This window comes from Streptomyces sp. GSL17-111, assembly GCF_037911585.1.
Lineage (GTDB): Bacteria > Actinomycetota > Actinomycetes > Streptomycetales > Streptomycetaceae > Streptomyces.
This window is the reverse complement of the sequence record NZ_JBAJNS010000001.1, coordinates 4,490,039-4,504,070: the sequence shown is the minus strand read 5'-3', so window position 1 is coordinate 4,504,070 and position 14,032 is coordinate 4,490,039. Positions and strand designations below refer to the sequence as shown.

The 14,032-nt window shown below is 74.2% G+C and carries 10 protein-coding genes and 2 tRNA genes; 5 read left to right on the top strand and 7 right to left on the bottom strand.

Annotated elements, in window-relative coordinates; all coding sequences use genetic code 11:
• Nucleotides 1–377 precede the first annotated feature (377 nt).
• Nucleotides 378–983 carry an XRE family transcriptional regulator gene (locus V6D49_RS20110; RefSeq protein WP_340561669.1) on the top strand — a complete coding sequence of 202 codons (606 nt, stop codon included), beginning with the start codon at nucleotides 378–380 and terminating at the stop codon, nucleotides 981–983.
• Nucleotides 984–1,265: 282 nt separating this feature from the next.
• Nucleotides 1,266–1,679 carry a hypothetical protein gene (locus tag V6D49_RS20105; protein ID WP_340561668.1) on the top strand — a complete coding sequence of 138 codons (414 nt, stop codon included), beginning with the start codon at nucleotides 1,266–1,268 and terminating at the stop codon, nucleotides 1,677–1,679.
• 802 nt (nucleotides 1,680–2,481) lie between these two features.
• Here V6D49_RS20105 and V6D49_RS20100 read toward each other — a convergent pair.
• A tRNA-Ile gene (locus V6D49_RS20100) sits at nucleotides 2,482–2,555 on the bottom strand.
• A 179-nt stretch (nucleotides 2,556–2,734) separates the two neighbouring features.
• Nucleotides 2,735–2,807: transfer RNA gene (locus V6D49_RS20095), tRNA-Asn, on the bottom strand.
• A 157-nt stretch (nucleotides 2,808–2,964) separates the two neighbouring features.
• Here V6D49_RS20095 and V6D49_RS20090 point away from each other — a divergent pair.
• Nucleotides 2,965–3,270, top strand: a complete 306-nt coding sequence (locus V6D49_RS20090) for a YtxH domain-containing protein (protein WP_340561667.1) — start codon at nucleotides 2,965–2,967, stop codon at nucleotides 3,268–3,270.
• Between the two features lie 70 nt (nucleotides 3,271–3,340).
• Here the strand turns inward: V6D49_RS20090 and V6D49_RS20085 are convergent, their stop codons facing one another.
• From V6D49_RS20085 to V6D49_RS20075, 3 genes are all read right to left on the bottom strand, one after another.
• The gene (locus V6D49_RS20085) at nucleotides 3,341–4,600 is read right to left on the bottom strand and encodes an NAD(P)/FAD-dependent oxidoreductase (protein ID WP_340561666.1); all 1,260 of its coding nucleotides are present in this window, start codon (nucleotides 4,598–4,600) and stop codon (nucleotides 3,341–3,343) included.
• A gap of 128 nt (nucleotides 4,601–4,728) precedes the next feature.
• Complete coding sequence (locus tag V6D49_RS20080; RefSeq protein ID WP_340561665.1) at nucleotides 4,729–6,033, bottom strand: deoxyguanosinetriphosphate triphosphohydrolase; 1,305 nt, start codon at nucleotides 6,031–6,033, stop codon at nucleotides 4,729–4,731.
• A 33-nt stretch (nucleotides 6,034–6,066) separates the two neighbouring features.
• Complete coding sequence (locus V6D49_RS20075) at nucleotides 6,067–6,882, bottom strand: sirohydrochlorin chelatase (protein ID WP_340561664.1); 816 nt, start codon at nucleotides 6,880–6,882, stop codon at nucleotides 6,067–6,069.
• 160 nt (nucleotides 6,883–7,042) lie between these two features.
• Between V6D49_RS20075 and V6D49_RS20070 the strand changes: the two genes are divergently transcribed.
• Nucleotides 7,043–9,265 carry a molybdopterin oxidoreductase family protein gene (locus V6D49_RS20070; RefSeq protein ID WP_340561663.1) on the top strand — a complete coding sequence of 741 codons (2,223 nt, stop codon included), beginning with the start codon at nucleotides 7,043–7,045 and terminating at the stop codon, nucleotides 9,263–9,265.
• Between the two features lie 44 nt (nucleotides 9,266–9,309).
• Here V6D49_RS20070 and V6D49_RS20065 read toward each other — a convergent pair whose 3' ends face one another.
• On the bottom strand, nucleotides 9,310–12,072 hold the full coding sequence (locus V6D49_RS20065; RefSeq protein WP_340561662.1) for a SpoIIE family protein phosphatase: 2,763 nt from the start codon (nucleotides 12,070–12,072) through the stop codon (nucleotides 9,310–9,312).
• 190 nt (nucleotides 12,073–12,262) lie between these two features.
• Between V6D49_RS20065 and V6D49_RS20060 the strand changes: the two genes are divergently transcribed.
• Entirely contained in the window at nucleotides 12,263–12,454 is a 192-nt protein-coding gene (locus V6D49_RS20060) for a hypothetical protein (RefSeq protein WP_340561661.1), read from the top strand.
• A 30-nt stretch (nucleotides 12,455–12,484) separates the two neighbouring features.
• On the opposite strand, the gene V6D49_RS20055 is transcribed toward V6D49_RS20060, so the two are convergent.
• Nucleotides 12,485–14,014 (bottom strand): ABC transporter substrate-binding protein, encoded by a 1,530-nt coding sequence (locus V6D49_RS20055; RefSeq protein ID WP_340561660.1) that lies wholly within the window; start codon nucleotides 14,012–14,014, stop codon nucleotides 12,485–12,487.
• Between the last annotated feature and the right edge of the window lie 18 nt (nucleotides 14,015–14,032).

Genomic DNA, 14,032 nt, shown 5'->3' with positions numbered 1-14,032 from the left:
GCGTGCTCCCGCGATGCGGTGGATCCGTGGCGATCGGCGCGACGCGCTGCCCGGCGCGGGGGCCGGAGGAAGCAGGGGTCGTCAGAGGGTCACGCGGTCAGCCACCGGATCACCGGTGGCCCGCTTCTCTCCGCCTCAGGACTCGACACGCCCCCCAACCTAGCAACGCCGCCCTGCCCCGTCCAAGGCATGGTCGCGCAGCGGGTGTCGCCTTCCCGGCAGCCAGTCGTGCCTCCCGGCCACGCGGGTTTCCAGCACGACCGAACCGGGAACTGTCGTCCCGTCAGTCAGGGCCTCACGTGAGTGTCACGGCCTTGCCCGTTGAACGGTGGTTGGGGGACGCCGAACTCGTCCCGCACGCGAGGAACCGCGCGGACGTGGCCGAAGTGCTGGGGGTTGATGAGCCGATGCTGTGGCCGAAGGCGATGCAAACGGTCGTCAAGACCGGACCGGACCGCGAAGTGGTCAGCGTGTATCCGTATCGCTCGGCATGTCCCACATCGGTGTGGGCCGAGCTGATCGACGCAGCCGAGCAGGACATCGTCTTCGCCGGGTACACGAACTACTTCCTGTGGACCTCGCAGCCCGGTTTCCCGTCCACGTTGCGCACCAAGGCGGGGCGGGGTTGCCGCGTACGGTTCCTCCTGGGTGACCCCACCGGCGACCTCACCCGGCAGCGGGAAGAGATCGAGGACGTGACGCTCTCGGTCTCCACACGCATCCGCGTATCCCTTGAGGCGCTGGAGAAGCTCGGCTCTCCGGAGGGCATCGAGGCCCGCTTCAGCAGCGCCTTGGACGCGTCCCACCACGTCGGCCTGTCGGTGTTCCGCTTCGACGATCAGATGCTGGTCACTCCGCATCTGGCACGGCTGGTGGGCCACGACTCCCCGATGATGCACCTCCGCCGCCACCAGGACGACGGCATGTTCGACCGTTTCGCGCAGAGCACCGAGGAGCTGTGGGAGCGCGGACGGCCCGTGTGAGGGGCATGAGTGCACGACCTCAGGAGCGGGTGGGGCAGCACTGACCCTGCCGCGAACCGCTCGACGAGCGGGCATCCACTCATGCCGCCACCGGGTACACGCTTCGTCCACCGCTGTGGAGCCGGACGGCAGGTGCTGAGGTGACTTCGCCCGTCCCTAGCCGGACAGGGCCCGGCCAGCTCCGCCGAGGTGTCTGACACGCTGCGACGTCCGCCCGGCGACGCCCACCCACGGCCGACGGCGTTCGTAGACTGACGTGCCGCCGACGGAAGGAAGACCACCATGCGACCCCAGCGTTTCGAGGCCCTCGTCCTGGATTTGGCCAAGAACGACCCCAGGGTCGGCACCGTCACCACGCTGAAGGAGGCCGGAGACGACCGGTACCCCTACGGGCTGGCTGTCCGCATGGACGGCCGCGAGATGCGCTTCCAGTTCATCGCGCAGTCCCGCGACGGGGACAAGTTCACCGAGCCCGAGCGCGTCACCGAGGCCGAGCAGCCGTTCGACGTCGACCGGGTACCGGCAGGTGGTCTGCCCGAGGAGCGGTTCATCGCCGAGCTCGTCGCCCGCTCCGGCTCCCGCGAACTCGTCGATGTCGTGATCTGGTCCTCTCGGCCGGACAACCGGGACGGCAACGACGGGGTCACCTTCTTCTTCGCTGACACGGCGAGGATCTACGCCCGCGTCGTCCGCTGAACCGGCGACGGGCGGGCGTAAGGCACCACCGAGCACGGACCTGAACCACCATCCATCAAGGAGGTAGTCATGTCTGACCAGTCCGGTTGCGGCTCCTGTGGGGCCCGGGTGAGCGTCCCACCCGGCACTCCCTGCCCGCCCCACCAGCCCGCCGGTGATCGGGCCATGTGTCCCGGCGCCGGTCAGCCGACCCAGTAGCCCGACGCCCAGGCCCCCGCTCAGCTCTGGCTGGGCGGGGCCTCGTCGTTGGGCGCGAGTTCGAGTAGTGGGTAAAACAGGATGGCTGGACCGCCGAGCGAATCACCCGACGGCCAGCCCCTGCAAACGCAGTCAAGAGCATCCGCGCGAGCACGGGGGCGACCTACCCAACGTTGGGTAGGTGTGCCCGACTGGAGCATCCCCGCACGCGCGGGGGCAACGCCTCCTCCTGCCTGGCCTAGCTTGGCCCCTCCGAGTCGACAGTGCGCCGCCGGGGCCGACCCACATGGGTCGATCATCACGGAGATGCGCAGCTGGTGCCACGGCATGAGGCGATCCGTGTCGGACGCGAGCTGGCGGCGGCCGGAAGTGCGACCTGCGCCCGTCACCAGCAGTCGGAGCGGTCAGCACGCGCTGTCGGCAACGCGGTCGAGTGCCCCCTTCAGCTCCGGCTGATCGGGGGCTTCGTCACGCATGATCGTTTGCAGCTCGGGCCAACAGCGGGCCAGCCAGCGATCTTCACGAGGTCCGCCGCCCGCCCGTTCCCTGACCGCTCAACGCTCGTTGTGCCGGTCGGTACGGCTCCCATCGGGAGGCCCTGGAGTGGGGCGGGTGGGACTCGAACCCACGGCCGACGGATTATGAGTCCGCTGCTCTAACCGGCTGAGCTACCGCCCCGTTCGGCGCGTCGCGTACATCTGTACGCGCCGTCTGCCGCAGCATAGCTCCTTATACGATCTCCCGCCCGGACGGGGCTGCGGCCTTCGGGAGGGGAGACAACGATCACGTGGGACGTGGTTCCGCGATCGGCGAAGATCACCAAAAAGGGCCCCGTACGGGGCCCTTCGTGTGACGAGCTCCCCCGACTGGACTCGAACCAGTAACCTGCCGGTTAACAGCCGGCTGCTCTGCCAATTGAGCTACAGGGGACTGCCCTGCGTGGGTGCGTCCGCCGTGCTCCGGGGGCGCTCCCTCGCTGCGAGCAATACATTAGCGCATGCCAGGGCATGGTTTGAAATCGGTAAGCGCGCAGGATCTGGGCACCCTGGACAGTGAGCGTTGAAGACGAGCGGAAGGGTTGTCGAGCATGCGGTACCGACTGACGTTCCTCGCCGGTCTGGCGATCGGCTATGTGGCCGGCGCGAAGGCCGGGCGTGAGCGGTATGAACAGCTGCGGAAGGCCGCGGAACGGTTCACCGAGAACCCGGCCGTACGGAACACCTTCGAGGCCGCCGCCGTCAGCGGCCGGGACGCGGCGGGCAAGGCCGGGACGGCCGTGGCCGACCGGATGGGCGACCGGCTGCCGCACTCGGTGAGCGACCGGATGCGCACGATGGCGGGCGGCCGGCGGAACGCCTCGGCCGGTGACGACTGGGGCACGAGCAACACCTGAACGGCCGCGTGGGGCCGGTGCCCGGAGCGAACGGCTCCGGGCACCGGCCCCACGTGCGTCGGCGCGTGCGTCAGGCGGAGGGCAGGTCGGTGAGCGGGGCCGCCGGATCGGCGAGACGGTGGGGGTCGACGGCCCGGCCGGAGCGGACGAGGTCCTGGATGGGCCCGGCGACGTCCCAGACGTTGACGTTGAGCCCGGCCAGCACGCGGTTCCCGCGCAGCCAGAAGGCGATGAACTCGCGCTTGCCGACGTCGCCCCGGCACACGACCTGGTCGTAGGTGCCGGGCGGGGCCCAGCCGCTGTACTCCAGGCCCACGTCGTACTGGTCGGAGAAGAAGTAGGGGATGCGGTCGTAGGAGACGTCCTGGCCGAGCATGGCGCGGGCGGCGGCCGGGCCGCCGTGCAGGGCGTTCGCCCAGTGCTCGACGCGCAGCCGGGTGTCGAGCACGGGGTGCTGGACGGCGGCGACGTCACCGGCGGCGTGGACGGCCGGGTCGGAGGTGCGCAGGGCGGCGTCGACGGCGATGCCGCCGGTCGCGGCGTCCAGGTCCAGCCCGGCGGCGTCGGCCAGTGCGGTGCGGGGGGCGGCGCCGATGGCGGCGAGGACGCCGTGGGCGGGGTACTCCTCGCCGTCGGCGGTGCGGACGGCGAGCACCTGGCCCTCGGAGCCGACGATCTCCTCCAGGGTGGCGCCGAAGACCAGCCGGACGCCGTTCTCGCGGTGCAGGTCGGCGAAGAGGGCGCCCAGCTCGGGGCCGATGACGCGGTGCAGGGGCGAGGGGTCGCGTTCGATGACAGTGACCTCCGCGCCGTAGGTCCGCGCGGCGGCGGCGACCTCCAGCCCGATCCAGCCGGCTCCCGCGATGACGAGGTGGCCGTTCTCCCGGCCGAGCCGGGTGAGCATGCCGCGCAGCTGGTCGGCGTGGGCCAGCCGGCGCAGGTGGTGGACGCCGGCCAGGTCGGTGCCGGGGATGTCCAGGCGCCGGGGCTCGGCGCCGGTGGCGAGGAGCAGCTTGTCGTAGCGCAGGACGGCGCCGTCACCGAGGCGGACGGACCGGGTGTGGCGGTCGATGTGGACGGCGGGCTGGCCCAGGTGCAGCTCGATCTCGGCGCGCGCGTACCAGGCGGGTTCGTGGACGAAGAGGCCCGCGCGCTCCTCGTCCCCGGTGAGGTAGCCCTTGGAGAGCGGAGGACGCTCGTAGGGGTGGTCGCGTTCGTCGCCGATCAGTATGACCCGGCCGGTGAATCCCTCCGCGCGCAGGGTTTCGGCGGCCTTGGCTCCGGCCAGTCCGCCGCCGATGATGACGAAGGTCTCGTGTGCGTCCACCACGTGGTGCCTCCTCGCTGCCGTTCCGGTCGCCCCCCGGAAGGTTCACCTGGGAGCGTCCCGCACATGCGGGATCACGGGAAGGGCGCACACCTATTGTGCGGACCTGTCGGTCCGTGCGGGGGTGACCGTCACTCCGCCCGGCGTGTTCGGCCGACGGGGTGGGCGAGGTGGCGGGTGAGCCGGGCGTGCAGGGCCCGGGCGGAGGGGTCGGTGAGGCAGGCGATCTGGTCGACGACGACGCGGACGCGGTCGGCGTCGTCGTCGGCCCGCGCGTACAGGGCGCGGAACTGGGGGTCGAGCCCGTCGGGCGCGCGCAGGATCAGCACCTCGGCCAGCTCGGCGAGGATGACGCGCTGCTCGGCGCGGAGTTTCTCCTGGTCGGGGCGTTGCATGACGTAGCGGTCGGCGACGGCCTTCAGGACCGCGCACTCCAGCCGGGGCCCGCGCGGCACGATGAGATCGGCGGCGTAGCGGGTCAGGGGGCCGCTGCCGTGGGCGGCGCGGGTGGCGTGTTCTGCGGCGAGGCAGAAGCGGCCGATGAGCTGGCTGGTGGCGTCCTTGAGCCGTGCCTGTGCGGTGGCGGTGCCGTCGTAGCCGTGCGGCCACCACTCCTGGTCGAGCAGCCGGTCGAGCGCCTCGGCCAGCTCGGCGTCCTCGGTGCCGGGCGGGGCGTAGCGCTCGCGGGCGACGGCGAGGACCTCCCGCCGTTCGGGGTCGGCGAGGAGGACGCCGGGGTCTAGGTGCCCGGCGTGCAGCCCGTCCTCGACGTCGTGCACGGAGTAGGCGACGTCGTCGGACCAGTCCATGACCTGCGCCTCGAAGCACCGGCGGCCGGGTGGGGCACCGGCCCGGAACCAGGTGAAGACGGGCACGTCGTCGGCGTAGACGCCGAACTTCGGGGAGCCGGGGTCGTCGGGGTGGCCGCCCTGGGGCCAGGGGTACTTGGTGGCGGCGTCGAGGGTGGCGCGGGTGAGGTTGAGGCCGACGGGGAGGCCGTCGGCGGAGAATCGTTTGGGCTCCAGCCGGGCGAGCAGCCGCAGCGACTGGGCGTTGCCCTCGAAGCCGCCGCAGGGTTCGGCGATCTCGGCGAGGGTCTGCTCGCCGTTGTGGCCGAAGGGCGGGTGGCCGAGGTCGTGGGCGAGGCAGGCGACCTCGACGAGGTCCGGGTCGCAGCCGAGGGCGGCCCCGAGCTCCCGGCCGACCTGGGCGCACTCCAGGGAGTGGGTCAGCCGGGTGCGCGGGGTGGCGTCCCAGGCGTGCTCGTCGCCGCCGGGGGCGACGACCTGGGTCTTGCCCGCGAGGCGGCGCAGCGCGGCCGAGTGCAGGACGCGCGCCCGGTCCCGCTGGAAGGCGGTGCGGCCGGGACGCTTGTCCGGCTCGGGCTCCCAGCGCTCGGTGTCGGTCGGGTCGTACGTGCGGTACGTGCCGTGCATACGTCCGACGGTAGCCGGGCCCGTCACGTCCCGTCAGGCGACGGCGGGCAGGGCGGGCCGCCGGGGCAGGGCACGCCGCCCGGACAGTGCGCGGACGCGGGCCTCGTCGTAGCGGTGCAGGACGAGGCGGGCGAGGGCGGGGTGGGCACCCAGCGGCGGGGCGGCCGGTACTCCGGGGCCCGCGGCGCGGGCGCAGCGGGTGGCGAAGTACCCGGGGGCCGTGAAGTAGGAGGCCAGGGCGATGCGGCGGTGTCCGGCCGCGCGCAGGGCGGCGACGACCTGGGGGACGGCGGGGGTGGCGGCGGTGGCGTAGGCGGGGTGGACGGGGGTGCCGCCGAGGCGGCGGGAGAGCAGGGCGGCGGTGCGCTCGGCGTCGGCGGCGGAGCTCGGGTCGCGGGAGCCGGCGGCGGCCAGGACGACGGCGTCGGGCGGGCCGGGCCGGCGGGCCGGGGCTTCGGCCAGGCGGGCGTGCAGGGCCTCGGCGAGCAGGGGGTGTGGGCCGAGGGCGGTGGCCCGGGCGGACCGCAGGTGCGGCGCGGCGTCGGCGGCCCGGGGCAGGTCGTGCCCCACGTGGTGACCCCGGCCGAGGAGCAGCGGGACGAGGACGACGTCCCCGGGGGCGTGGGCGGCGAGGGTGTCGGTCAGCAGCGGGGCGGCCAGCTCGATGTGGCCGAGCTCGACGCGCAGGCCGGGCCGCTGCGCGCGGACCTCGTCCAGGAGCGCGCGGACGGTGGTGAGGGCGCGGGGGTCGCGGGAGCCGTGGGCGACGGCGACGAGCGTGGGGGCGTCCGTGGGGGCGTCCGGGCACGGTGGGCCGAAGGAGGGGATGCGGTGGGTGCTCGCCGTCATGTCTCCAGGGTGAACGGGGACGGTTGCCGGGCCGTTGCGCGCGGGAAACGGCGGGTTGCGCGGGCCTCACGGTGCGCGGGGACCGGCGGGGAGCGGCTTGTTACCGGGGCCGTAACACGGTGGGGGCGATCAGGAAACACGCCCGACGCACGATGGCGGCATGAACGCGACGCCCGCCCCGCAGCCCGTGCCGTCAGCCCAGGAGCCCGGTCAGGAGTTCGGTCAGGAACCCGCCCGGGCACCCACCCCGGGCTCCGTCGAGACGCACTGCCCGTACTGCTCGCTCCAGTGCGGCATGGGCCTGCGGCCGGGCGGCGCGACGGGGCTGGAGGTCACCGAGCGGCCCGCGTTCCCCGTCAACCGGGGTGCGCTGTGCGGCAAGGGCCGCACCGCCACGGAGCTGCTGGGCTCCGGGGCGCGGCTGACGGAGCCGCTGGTGCGCCGATCCCCCGGCGGGCCGCTGGAGCCGGCGGGCTGGGACGAGGCGCTGGAGCGGATCGCGGCCGAGCTGACGCGGGTGCGCGCGGTGTACGGGCCCGACGCGCAGGGCGTCTTCGGGGGCGGCGGGCTCACCAACGAGAAGGCGTATCTGCTCGGCAAGTTCGCGCGGCTGGTGCTGGGGACGTCGCAGATCGACTACAACGGGCGCTTCTGCATGTCCTCGGCGGCGGCCGCCGGTATCCGGGCGTTCGGGCTGGACCGGGGGCTGCCGTTCCCGATGGCGGACATCGCCGAGTCCGGTTGCGTGATCCTCGTGGGCGCGAACCCGGCGGAGACGATGCCGCCCGCGCTGCGGTACTTCACGGAGTTGCGGGAGAGAGGCGGCACGCTGATCGTCGTGGACCCGCGCCGCACCCGGACGGCGGAGCTGGCCGACCTGCACCTGGCCCCCCGGCCGGGGACCGACCTGGCGCTGGCGCTCGGTTTGCTGCATCTCGTCGTCGCGGAGGGGCGCACGGACGAGCGGTACATCGCCGAGCGCACGACGGGCTGGGCCGGGGCGCGGGCCGCCGCGATGGCGCACTGGCCGGAGCTGGTCGAGCGGATCACGGGGGTGCCGGTGCCGCAGCTCCGCGAGGCCGTCGGGCACTTCTGCGACGCGGAGTCGGCCATGGTGCTCACCGCGCGCGGCCCCGAGCAGCAGGCCAAGGGCACGGACACGGTGGGGGCGTGGATCAACCTGACGCTGGCCACCGGGCGGGCGGGCCGGCCGCGTTCGGGTTACGGCTGCCTGACCGGGCAGGGCAACGGACAAGGCGGCCGGGAGCACGGGCAGAAGGCCGACCAGCTCCCCGGCTACCGCCTGCTGACGGACCCGACGGCGCGCGCCCACGTGGCCGGGGTGTGGGGCGTGGAGCCGGACGTCCTGCCCGGCCCGGGCCGCAGCGCCTACGAGCTGCTCGACGCCCTCGGCAGCGACGTCCGCTCGCTGCTGGTGCTGGCCTCCAATCCGGTGGTCTCCGCGCCGCGCGCCGCGCACGTGGAGGAGCGGCTGCGCGCGCTGGACTTCCTCGCGGTCTGCGACGTCGTGCTGTCCGAGACGGCGGCGCTGGCGGACGTCGTGCTACCGGTGACGCAGTGGGCGGAGGAGAGCGGCACGCTGACGAACCTGGAGGGCCGGGTGCTGCTGCGGCGCAGGGCCGTGGACCCGCCGCCCGGGGTGCGGTCCGACCTGTGGGTGCTGGGGGCGCTGGCCGCGCGGCTCGGCTGGGAGAAGGGATTCCCGGACGATCCGGAGGAGGTGTTCGAGGAGCTGCGGCGCGCCTCGGCGGGCGGCCCGGCCGACTACTCGGGCATCACCTACCGCCGCATCGCGCGGGAGGACGGCGTCTTCTGGCCCTGCCCGGCGGCGGACGGCCCGGCGGCGGACGGCCCGGGGGCGGACGGCCCGGGGGCCGGGGCGCCGCACCCGGGCACGCCCCGGCTGTTCCTGGACCGGTTCGCGACGCCGGACGGCCGGGCCCGGTTCGTCCCCGTCACGCACCGGCCGTCCGCCGAGGAGCCGGACGCGGAGTACCCGGTGCTGCTGACGACGGGCCGGGTGCTGGCCCAGTACCAGTCGGGGGCGCAGACGCGCCGGGTGGCGGAGCTGAACGCCGCCGCGCCGGGCCCGTTCGTCCAGCTGCACCCCCGGCTCGCCGAGCGGCACGGCATCGCGGAGGGCGATCCCGTCGCCGTCACCTCCCGCCGGGGGCGGGCCGTCGCGCCCGCCCGCGTCACCCGGGACATCCGGCCGGACACGGTGTTCATGCCGTTCCACTGGCCGGGGGCGGGACGGGCGAACTCGCTGACCAACCCGGCCCTGGACCCCACCTCGCGGATGCCGGAGTTCAAGGTCTCGGCGGTGCGGGTGGAGCGGGCGGCGTCGGAGCCGCCGGGGTGAGCGGGGGCGGGTGGGGCGGGGGGGGATCGCCGGACCGGGCGGACTCAGAGTCCGAGGTCGGCGTCGTCGCCGAGGCCGGGCAGGAGGCCGAGGTCGGGCAGCGGGCCGCCCGCCAGGGCCTGCTCGGTCCAGACGACCTTCCCGGTGGGGGTGTAGCGCGTGCCCCAGCGCTGGGCGAGCTGCGCGACGAGGAACAGGCCGCGCCCGCCCTCGTCGGTGATGGCGGCGCGCCGCAGGTGCGGCGAGGTGCTGCTGCCGTCCGTGACCTCGCAGATCAGCGTGCGTTCGTACAGCAGCCGGACGTGGATGGGCGCGGAGCCGTAGCGGATGGCGTTGGTGAGGAGTTCGCTGAGGACGAGCTCCGTGGTGAAGGCGATCTCCTCCAGGCCCCACTCCGCCAGCTGGCGGCTGCACGCGGCCCGGACGCCCGCGACGGCGGCGGGGTCGAGGGGCACGTCCCAGTCGGCGATGCGGGAGCGGTCGAGCAGCCGGGTGCGGGCGACGAGGAGGGCGATGTCGTCGCGCCGGTGCTCGGGGAGCATGCGGGCGAACACCGCCTCACAGGTCTCCTCGGGAGTGCGGTGCGCCGCGTCCGCCAGCGTCGCCCGTAGCAGGGCGAGCCCGGCGTCGATGTCGCGGTCGCGGTCCTCGACGAGACCGTCGGTGTAGAGGACGAGCCGGCTGCCCTCGAGCAGGTGGAGCGTGGTGCTCTCGAACGGCATGGAGCCGAGGCCCAGCGGCGGGGCGAGCGGCAGGTCGGGGAAGTCGACGGTGCCGTCCGGACGCACCACGGCGGGGGCGAGGTGGCCGGCCCGGGAGACGTCACACTGGCCGGATACGGGGTCGTAGACGGCGTACAGGCAGGTGGCGCCCGTGATCCCCTCGCCGCCGGGCTCGTCCTGGTCGATGCGGCTGACCAGTTCGTCGAGGTAGGCCAGCAGCTCGTCCGGGGGCAGGTCGAGAGTGGAGAAGTTGTGCACGGCCGTGCGCAGCCGGCCCATGGTGGCGGCGGCGTGCAGGCCGTGGCCGACGACGTCGCCGACGACGAGGGCGACGCGGGCGCCGGGGAGCGGGATGACGTCGAACCAGTCCCCGCCCACCCGGGCCTGGGCGGGCAGGTAGCGGTAGGCGACGTCCAGGGCGCTCTGGTGGGGTAGGACGTGCGGGAGGAGGCTGCGCTGGAGGGTCTCGGCCATGGCGTGCTCGCGGGTGAACCGGCGGGCGTTGTCGATCGCGACGGCGGCGCGCGCGGCCAGTTCCTCGGCGAACGTCAGGTCGTCCTCGCCGAACGGCTCCGAGCCGGCGCCGCGCCAGAAGTTCGTCAGGCCCAGGACGACGCCCCGGGCCTGGAGGGGCACGGTGACGAGCGAGTGGATGCCGTACGCGACGGCGTGGCTGGCGCCCTCGGGGTCCTGGGCCCGCCAGGCGTCGGCGACGGTCAGGTCGGCCTCCAGCACCGCGTGCCCGCTCGCCAGGGCCTCCGCCATGGGGGTGCCCGGTGCGACGAAGGGGATGAGGTCGCCGACCGGCTGGAAGGGGTGGTCGTCGCGCACACCGCTCAGGGCGGTGCGGCGCATCTCCGACGGCGGGCCGACCGGCTCCCCGCCGAGCGGCACGGGCTCCAGCAGTTCCACGGTGACGAAGTCGGCGAACCTCGGCACGGTGACGTCCGCCAGCTCCTCGGCGGTGCGGACGACGTCCAGCGTCGTGCCGATGCGCACGCCCGCGTCGTAGAGGATGTTCAGCCGCTCGCGGGCCACCTCCGCCGTGCCGGACAGGGCGCGCAGCTCCGTGGTGTCCCGCAGCGTCACCACCGACCCGGGGGGCCCGCCGTGCGGAGCGGTGGGCCTGGTGTTGACGGCCACGAGCCGGTTCCCGGCCAGGTGCACCTCGTCGGTGACGGCCCGGTGGGAGCTCAGCAGCTCGGCCGTGGCCGGATCGAGTCCCAGCTCGGTGACGTGGCGGCCGTCGGCGTCCGGCGGCAGCTCCAGCAGGCGCCGGGCCTCGTCGTTGGCCAGCGCCAGCCGGCCGTCGTGGCCGATGATGAGCACCCCTTCCCGCACCGCGTGCAGGACGGCGTCGTGGTGCTCGTACATCCGGGTCATCTCGCTGGGCCCGATGCCGCGCGTCTGCCGGCTGAGCCGGCGGCTGACGAGCGCCGCGCTGCCCACGGCCAGGGCCAGCGCGGCGGCCGCGGAGATGAAGATCACCGGGAGCTGGTCGTCCATCGACTCGCCCACGGTCTCGATCTCCACCCCGGCGGAGACCAGCCCGATCACCATGCCGCCCGGCTCGGTGACCGGGACGACGGCCCGGGCCGCGTCCGTCGGGTCGCCCCGGAAGATCTCGGTGAACGTCTCGCCCTTGGCAGCCCGGTCGACGCCGGGGGTGCGCTCGCCCACCAGGTCGGCGTCGGTGTCGGCGTAGCGGGTGCCGTCCGTGGACATCACGGCGATGAAGTCCACGCCGGAGTCCCAGTGGGCCGCCTCCACGGAGGGCTGGAGCCGCGCCGTCGGATCGTCGGAGCGCAGGGCCTCCGCGACGCCCGGGGAGTTCGCGTAGGCCGCGGCGGCGGCCCGGGAGCGGCGTTGCGCGTCCTGCTCGGTGTCGTTGCGGGCCTGGGTCGTGACGACGAGCAGCGCGGCGGCGATCAGCAGGACGGCCACGAGCACCTGCAGCACGAGCACCTGGCCCGCGACGCTGCGGGCGCGCAGCTCCCACCAGAGGCCCGGGCGCCGCCTCCCGGCGTCCGGACCGGCGGACCTACGGCCTGTGGCACGCCTCCGTGGAGCAGAACGCCCAGGCATACCCCCTTTCTAGCACCAGAACCCGGGCGGCGACCCCCGTGGACCGCCGCCCGGGTCAGCCCGCCCCCGGCGTCCACCCGGCGCTGTGGCCCCGGGGCGGCGGCGTGCCGCGTGGCCCCGTCGCCGCAGGCATCACCGACCGCCGGACGGGTACCCGGCAGCGGCAACCGTGACGCAGGGAGAGAGAACCATGACGGTGCCCGAAGAGAACCGCCCGAAGACGGAGAAGACCGAGAACGCCCCGGAGGAGCTGTCCGACAAGGCCGGCCGCACCCGACCGGGCGAACACGACGAGGGCGCCACCGGCCGCACGCTGCGGGAGGCCATGGAGGAGGCGGACGTCAGGCCCGAAGACTATGAAGAACGAAGGAGTGAGGAGTGAGGGGCCGCCCGGGCGCCGGGCCGGGGAGGCTCACAGCGCGGGGGTGACGTAGAGGTCGGGTGCGGGTCCCCGGGCGGGGACCTCCAGCACGGGCACCGGCTTGCGGCCGGGGTCGCCGCCTCGCGAGGTGCTGTAGGACAGGGTGCCACTGGCGCCGGGCACGGTGTTGTCCTCGTTGAGCAGGAAGAGCGCGCGGGCCGTCCGCGCGGCGCTCGGCTCCTGGCCGTCCTCGCCGCTGTGGGTCAGCCGCAGGGCGCGGACGGCGACCATGACGGCGTCGTGGTGGGCGGCGGCGTAGCCGTCCTGGAGGGCGGCCTCGACGTCCGTCACCTCGGGCAGCCGGGCGCGGAACGCGGCCTCGAACGGCGCGTGTCCCTCGGGCACCGGGCCGGTCGCCCGTTCCTCGTCCGCCCAGGCTGGGTCGGCGGCCGAGGCGTGCACGACGGTGATGCGGCTCCTGCGCAGCTTCTCGACCTCCTCGGGCGGTATGACGGGGCCGGTCTCCACGAAGAGCACGGAGACGGGCTCCGCGAGGCAGGGCCGCACGTGCAGGGCTTCGAGGAACTCGCGCAGGTCCACGGTGCGGCCGGAGAACAGGGCCATGTCCGCCTCGGCCGCGCAGAGGTTGCGCACGACGGCGTCGAAGTAGGTGTAGGCCACGTCCTCGGAGACGCTCTTCCCCTGGAAGGGCTGCGGCGCGTGTCCGGCGAGCTGTTCGGCGAAGGTGCGGGTGAAGGCGTCGGTCAGGGACTTCACGTGCAGGTCGGGCGGGCTCTCGTCGTGCACGAGCATGGCCGTGTCCAGCATGTCGCGCCCGCCCACGTAGGCGTGCAGGGCGGCGACGAAGTCGGTGTTGCTGGGCGTGACGCGGACCAGCCCCGGGACCTCCGCGTGGCGCAGGCTCGTGGCACTGGCGACCGAGGACACCATCGGGATGTCCTCGGCGGACAGCCGCTCGGCGGCCTCGCGGGTGGCCTCGACGCTGGGGCCCAGCCCGACGACGGCGACGAGCGGGGCCCGGTCGTCGGTCATGCCGACGAGCTCGTCCACCACCGGCTCCCACCGGTCGTGTCCGCTGCCCGCGTTGGCCAGGTAGAGCTGGATCTGCGGGGCGGGATCGCCGAGTTCACGGGTGTGGTTGGCCCGCATCTGGGCGACGTGGGCGCCGTGCAGCGAGTGCAGGACCTGCTCGGGTGACAGCGGACCGTCGGGGGTGGCGGAGAGCGTGCTGAGGAGCGCCACCTTGACCGCCGAGCTCTCCTCGTCGGCCACCCGGTCGTTCTCGGCCTCGATCCGTTCCTGGACGGCGCGGTAGCGCTCGCGCAGCCCCTCGCCGCCGCCGGGCAGGAAGGCGGGGCTGCCGTCGGTGACGCCGATGCACTCGCCGTCCCGTTCGACGACGCCCGAGCCCGGGCCGTCGCACGCCAGCCGGGGCGGCAGCCACACCACGGCGGCCACGCCGGCGGCCAGCAGCACCAGGACGCCCGCGATGACCAGGAGGCGGGTGAGACGGCGGGCGGGGGGTGAGAAGTCGGTGTGGTCCACGGCGGAATCGGTCACGGGTGCTCCTTCGGGTGG